This is a genomic window from Streptomyces radicis (assembly GCF_003626575.1).
Classification (GTDB): domain Bacteria; phylum Actinomycetota; class Actinomycetes; order Streptomycetales; family Streptomycetaceae; genus Streptomyces; species Streptomyces radicis.
The window spans coordinates 106,725-112,724 of record NZ_RBDY01000021.1 but is presented as its reverse complement, the minus strand read 5'-3'; the positions used below and the strand labels follow the sequence as shown (position 1 = coordinate 112,724).

The following is a 6,000-nucleotide window of genomic DNA, read 5'->3' as shown; positions in this document are numbered from 1 at the left end:
ACCGGAGCCGTGGAACCCGGCGCCCACCCGACGCGACAACCGGGCCATCACCCTGCCCGCCACCAACCCGAACAACCGAAACGGCCCGGCGGGCAAACCGACGGACCGTCACGAAAGATCGAGGCTAGCGTCATCGGCGCCCTCAACGTCGGCGTGACCGGTGTGCTCCATGGCTTTGCGAGCCTCGATGGCCACCAGGTCGGGACTCATGGCACCGACCGTGAGGACAGTTGTCATTCCGGCGACGACGGCTTCGGCGGGCAACTGCCGGTGCAGCAACAGCACTTCGATCAACAGCCGGGTGCCCTCGCGGTCCCCGCATTTGGCCTTGGCCGCCACCCAGAACGCCTCGTGAGTCTTGGTAAAGGTGCCCTCGGCCCTCGCCTGGGCGAGGGCCGAGGCGCCGGCGAACGCTCCGGGGCGGACAAGCAGGATCTCCAGGTAATGGTCGAGGATGTCGTGAGCGGAGTAACGACGCGTCAGTCTGGGGTGACGGGCCACGACTCTGCGGCCGTCGTAGATCCACAGCTCGTTCGCCCGCAGCTTCACTCGCACCTTGGTGCCGATGAACTTGGCGGGCACCGAGTAGTAGCTCTGGCGAACGGTGATCCTGCCATTGCGCTGGACCTGCGGTGTCAGGTCGATCCCGCAGTCATAGCCGTCAGCGGGCAGCGGGCGAAGAAGCTCGCGTTCCTGCTCGAAATCGAAACCGATCGAGGTCGGACGGCCATGGATATGCCGAGCATCCTCAGCCAGATCGATCGCGGTCAGACGCTCGTTCAGTTCCGCCAGCAACTCGGCAGCGGGCGGAGGGACCAGATGCTTGCGGCGGAACCGGCCACCCTCATGCTCGACCCCGCCCTTCTCATGAGCGCCTTTCTCCCCGGGAGTGCAATAGAGCGCCGAGAAGCCGTACCACGACTTGAAAGCGGCCCACCGGGCCGTCTCGGTGCGCGAGCGCCCGAACAACACCTGCTTGACCGCAGGCTTGAGGTTGTCGTAACGGATGTGGACCGTGGGCACCCCGCCGAGCACCTCGAACGCCTCGACATGGCCCTCGAAGAACGCCTCCTGCGAGGCGGTGGCATAGACCCGGTGCACTGCCTTGCCGGAGTACGACATCCGCAGCGTGAACAGCACGCACTTGCGACGCTGTCCCGCCAGGTCCAGCCACACGTCCGCGAAGTCGACCTCAGCCTCCTCGCCGGGCTGCTTGGTCTGCGGGACCGTCCCCTCCAGATGACGGCGTCCCTGCTTCGCCTCCAACACCAGCTCCGGGCGGCGCTTTGCTACGTAGTCCCGGACCGTGGTGTACGCGGCCAACTCGAAATCGTGCTCGGCCGCGAGCCGTTCCAGGACCCTGCTGATCGTGTGCTTCTGCTTCTTCGGAGCCGACAGGTCCTCACGCAACATCGCGTCGATGAAGCCCTTCACCGGCTCCAGCACGCTCTTCCTGGGCGGCGGCTTCTTCCGCTTCGCCGGCACCGGATGGGCCAAAGCCTTCGCCACCGTATTCCGCGACACCTTGTACCGCTGAGCCAGGGTCCGCCCCGACACCGTCGGATCCAGCCGACGATCCCGACGGATCCGCTCAAAGATCCACTCACGCGACCTGTACACACGGGCTCCTGACACGACCGTGATCAACAAGCACAGCGTGAGCCGCCAAACAGTCCAAAGCACCGATTACGCCATCAGCGGCATGTCACATACCCGACCCCAGGGGTGGCTCCCGTCCTCACCGCCCGACCCAGCTGCCCCGAACATCCCGCCCTACTGGCTCCCATTCACCCCGATAGAAACACGTTCGGGTACTCGAAGGCGATGAGGTTGTCGGGGAGGGTGGCGGACACCTGGATGAGCGCGGCAAGGCCGAGCGGGCCGCCGCTGACCCCGTGCGGGTGACGCGGGGGAGGTGCCGCCCCCGGGGCGCCGTGGGTGAGCGTTCCGCCCGTGGATAGTGAGGGGCCCGGCGATCACGAAGCCGTCGCCGCGGGCCACCACCGCACGAAGCAGGAGGAGACACCCATGCGCGGAGTTGTGATGCACGCCCCGGGCGATGTCCGTGTCGAGGAGCGTGGGGATCCGGCGATCCTCGAGCCCACGGACGCGCTCATCCGCGTTTCCGCGACCACGATCTGCGGGTCCGACCTGTGGCCGTACCGGGGCGTCGAGGAGGTCCACGACGCCCCGATGGGTCATGAGTACGTGGGCGTCGTCGAGGAGGTCGGCGCCGATGTGCGCACGGTGAAGGTCGGCGACTTCGTGGTCGGGTCGTTCTGGGCGTCGGACAACACGTGCGAGATCTGCCGGGCCGGGTACCAGTCGCACTGTGTGCGCAGGGTGCCCATGGGCTCGCTCGGCACCCAGGCGCCGCTGGCCAGGGTCCCGCTGGCGGACGGCACGCTGGTCGCCACCCCCGGCATGCCGGACGAGGACCTGATCCCTTCGCTCCTGGCGGCCTCGGATGTGCTGGGCACGGGCTGGTTCGCCGCCGAGGCCGCGGGGGCGGGCCCCGGCAGGACGGTCGTCGTGGTCGGTGACGGCGCGGTCGGCCTGCTCGCGATCCTCGCGGCCGGGCGGCTCGGCGCCCAACGGGTCATCGCGATGAGCCGCCACGCCGACCGCCGGGCCCTGGCGCGGACCTTCGGCGCGACGGACGTCGTGGGGGAGCGCGGCGACGAGGGCGTGGCCAGGGTCAAGGAGCTCACGGACGGGCTCGGGGCCCCCTGCGTGGTCGAGGCGGTCGGCACGCAGGAGTCGATGATGCAGGCCATCCGCTCCACGCGCCCCGGCGGGCACGTCGGCTATGTGGGCGTGGGGCACGGCGTTTCCCTGCCGGGGATGGAGCTGTTCTTCTCGGGTGTGCACCTGCACGGCGGCCCGGCCCCGGTGCGGCGGTTCCTGCCCGATCTGATCCGGCTGATCTGGGACCGCGAGATCGACCCGGGCACGGTCTTCGACCTCACCCTGCCGTTGGAGCGCGCCGCCGAGGGCTACCGGGCCATGGACGAACGCCGCGCCGTCAAGGTGCTGCTCACCGTCTGAGTCGGCGGCGTACCCCTGACACCCCGTCGCGCGGTCCGGCTACGGTGCCTCGTCCGTTGCCCCGGCCGCGTCGGGGTAGGCGGCGAGCGCCTCGGCGGCGGACGCGACGATCGCGGGGACGCGGGCCTCGTCGACCCCGAGGAGCCGCAGGGAGCCGCGCACCACGGAGGCGGCGTAGGCGGGCCTGCTCCCCTCGTCGCCCCACTGGCGCTGCGACACGGCCGCCTCCACCAGGGCGAAGACGAGGTCGAGGTCGCGCGCCAGGGCGTCCGCGCGGTCGGGCGGGTGCAGGGCGTCGAGGACCGCGCGGCCGAATCGGCGATAGGTGTCGCGCAGGCTCGTCCGGGCCGCGTGGGCGGGCGCGAAGTCGTCGGGGACCAGCCCGGGCAGGCGGTGGAGGACATGGAGGTCGAGCCGGTCACGCAGCAGGGTGTCCAGGTCGTGGCGGATGAGCGCGCACAGCCTGACCTCGGGCGTGAGGTCCCGCGCGTCGAGCCACCGCGCGAGGGCCAGCGCGGGCGTGACGGTGCTGGACAGCAGGGCGGCGAGGATCGCCCGCTTGTCGGCGAAGTGGTAGTACAGGGTCGCCTGTTTGATGCCGACGGAGTCGGCGATCTGCCGCGTGCTCGTCGCCTCGTAGCCGCGCGCGCCGAACAGCGCCGACGCCGCCTTGAGGATCTCCTCGCGCGTGCTCAGACCGTTATGCCGCTTGGGGGCGGCGCGCGGGCGTCCGGGGCCGCGGCGCGCGCCCGGGGCCTGCTCGGCCTGCGGCATGGTCCCTCCCTCCGGGTCGCCGACGGCGCGTGGGCACCGCGTCGGCGCGGTCACCGTACCAGAGGCCGCCCGGGTTTCTGTCGTTGACAGAATTTACGCCCCGGTCATTCTCGGCCTCGCCTCCCCGGGTTAGGTTCCTGTCAGTGACAGGAACCAGGCCCGAGCGAGAGGACCCCTTCTCATGAACGTTGTCGGCAACGCCGTGCTGATCGTCGTGGACATCCAGGGCGGCGGTGCGGAGGTGCCCGCGCCCGGCACCGGGATCCCGCACATGCCGGGCCGCGGCGAACGCGCGCCGCGGCAACGCCGGCTCGTCGACCGCGCGCGGGAGCGGGGCGTTCCCGTCGTGTGGATCCAGGAGGTGCACAAGCCGAACCTCGTCGACATCGGGCGCGAGCTCGACGGCTCCGAGGGGCCGCACTGCGTCGAGGGGCGCCCCGAGACGGAGCTCGCGGCGGGGCTCAGGCCGCGGCCCGACGAGTTCCACATCCGCAAGCGCCGTTACTCGGCCTTCTTCGGCACCGAGTTGGAGATCGTGCTCAAGGCGTACAAGGCGGGGACGGTGATCCTCATCGGCGGCCTGACGGACGTCTGCGTGCACTACACCGCCGTCGACGCCCACCAGCACGACTACCGGGTCCGGGTGGTCACCGACTGCGTCGCGGGCTCCACCCGGGAGGCCCACGACGCCGCGCTGCGGGCGATCCACTACCTGCAAAGGGACGCGCTCGTCGAACAGGCCGACGTGCTCGGCTGGTTGGCCACCGCGCCCGCCAACCCCGAGGTCGCGCTGGCCGACCGCACCCACCTCGCCGCGCGCCCCGCCTGAGCGGCCCTCAGGACGTCATGGCACATGGGCGCAGATGGTCTCGGCCCAGGTCAGAAGGCTGGAGGGCACGCCGGGCCGCGGGCTCGGGTGGTCGGTCGCGGGCACCGTCGGCATGTCGGTGACGCGGGCGCCCCCCTGCGCGCGGGCGGCCCGGGTCGTGGCCGTGGTGGCCGCCGGTGGGGCGGCGGGGTCCGGTCGTGAGGCGGGTTCGGCCATGGTCATCTCGCGCGGAGGTTTTTCTTTCGGTCGATCGACAGAATTGGACGCCCGCCGCGTCTCGGGGGCGTGAGCCAGGCGTTGAACGGGCGTCTCGGCGGTGCCCCGGTCCGCCCCCGGTTGGCTGGATCCAAGGCTGATCGTTTCGGATTCGCTAGGCTTTCCTGGCGGTTGCACGCGCCGCGATGGAGTTCCGCGCTCACGGGAGCCGCCGCCGTGCGCCGTTCCATTCCGGATGGATTCCAGCTGGATTCCAGGTGAGTTGAAGGGAGCGAGTCCGCGGATGTCCGACACCGCTGGCCTGAACGTCGAGGCCAAGAACGGTCATGCGCTCGTCGACGACCTCGCAGGCCGCATTCGCGGTCGGATCATGTCGGGCGAGATCGCCATCGGCGCCCAGCTGCGCCAGGCGGAGCTCGCCGCCGACTTCGGCGTCAGCAGGACGCCGGTGCGCGAGGCGTTGCGTCAGTTGCAGAGCGGCGGCCTCATCGAGGTGCTGCCCAATCGCGGCGCGGTCGTGCGGGTCCCGGCGCCCTGGGAGGTGCGCGAGGCCTACGAGGTGCGCGCGGAGCTCGAGGCGCTCGCCGCCGCGCGGGCGGTCAGCCGGATCACCGGCGAGCAGATGGAGGAGCTGCGCCGCGTCAATCAGGAGATGTACGACCACTCCGTCGCCGAGAGCAGGGGCGAGCCGGTCGGCCTCCCGGTCAGCCAGGGGGACAACGACCGCTTCCACACCCTGATCGCCGACATCTCGGGCAACGCCCGTCTCGCCAAGGTCGTCAACGACGTCAACGAGACCTTTCCGCGCAATGTCTCGGCCCAGCTCATCGTCAGCGACACGCGCCATCGCGACGAGAACTTCCGCGAACACGAGCGCATCGTGGCCGCCCTCGCCGCGGGGGACGCCGAGGCCGCGGCGGCCGAGATGCGCGAGCACGTCGTGAAGGCGGGCGAGCAGCTGGCCGAGTGGTACGAGAAGCGCTCGTCGACGGTCTTCCGCGGCGGAGCGGGAGCGCAGTAACGCCTCGCGGCACGCTCGGGTGGGCGCCCGCCCTCGGGCGGGCGGGGCCCGGCGTGGCCGCGGCCCGCCGTCCTCGTCGCCGCCGCCGTGCGGTCCTTCGGTGCCCCACCCG

The 6,000-nt window shown here is 71.1% G+C and carries 6 protein-coding genes; 3 read left to right on the top strand and 3 right to left on the bottom strand.

Annotated elements, in window-relative coordinates:
* Nucleotides 1-108 precede the first annotated feature (108 nt).
* Nucleotides 109-1,620: an IS21 family transposase gene (gene istA / locus D7318_RS23270; protein WP_183091567.1), complete on the bottom strand. Its 1,512-nt coding sequence runs from the start codon at nt 1,618-1,620 to the stop codon at nt 109-111.
* 408 nt (nt 1,621-2,028) lie between these two features.
* On the opposite strand from istA, the gene D7318_RS23265 reads away from it, so the two are divergent.
* Nucleotides 2,029-3,048: a zinc-binding dehydrogenase gene (locus D7318_RS23265; RefSeq protein ID WP_120699129.1), complete on the top strand. Its 1,020-nt coding sequence runs from the start codon at nt 2,029-2,031 to the stop codon at nt 3,046-3,048.
* Between the two features lie 39 nt (nt 3,049-3,087).
* Here D7318_RS23265 and D7318_RS23260 read toward each other — a convergent pair whose 3' ends face one another.
* Nucleotides 3,088-3,822 carry a TetR/AcrR family transcriptional regulator gene (locus D7318_RS23260; RefSeq protein ID WP_120699128.1) on the bottom strand — a complete coding sequence of 245 codons (735 nt, stop codon included), beginning with the start codon at nt 3,820-3,822 and terminating at the stop codon, nt 3,088-3,090.
* Nucleotides 3,823-4,003: 181 nt separating this feature from the next.
* On the opposite strand from D7318_RS23260, the gene D7318_RS23255 reads away from it, so the two are divergent.
* Nucleotides 4,004-4,651: a cysteine hydrolase family protein gene (locus D7318_RS23255; RefSeq protein ID WP_120699127.1), complete on the top strand. Its 648-nt coding sequence runs from the start codon at nt 4,004-4,006 to the stop codon at nt 4,649-4,651.
* 15 nt (nt 4,652-4,666) lie between these two features.
* On the opposite strand, the gene D7318_RS32970 is transcribed toward D7318_RS23255, so the two are convergent.
* Nucleotides 4,667-4,873: a hypothetical protein gene (locus D7318_RS32970; RefSeq protein ID WP_183091568.1), complete on the bottom strand. Its 207-nt coding sequence runs from the start codon at nt 4,871-4,873 to the stop codon at nt 4,667-4,669.
* A gap of 277 nt (nt 4,874-5,150) precedes the next feature.
* Here D7318_RS32970 and D7318_RS23250 point away from each other — a divergent pair, with 277 nt between their 5' ends.
* The gene (locus D7318_RS23250) at nt 5,151-5,888 is read left to right on the top strand and encodes a GntR family transcriptional regulator (protein WP_120699126.1); all 738 of its coding nucleotides are present in this window, start codon (nt 5,151-5,153) and stop codon (nt 5,886-5,888) included.
* The last annotated feature ends 112 nt before the right edge of the window (nt 5,889-6,000 follow it).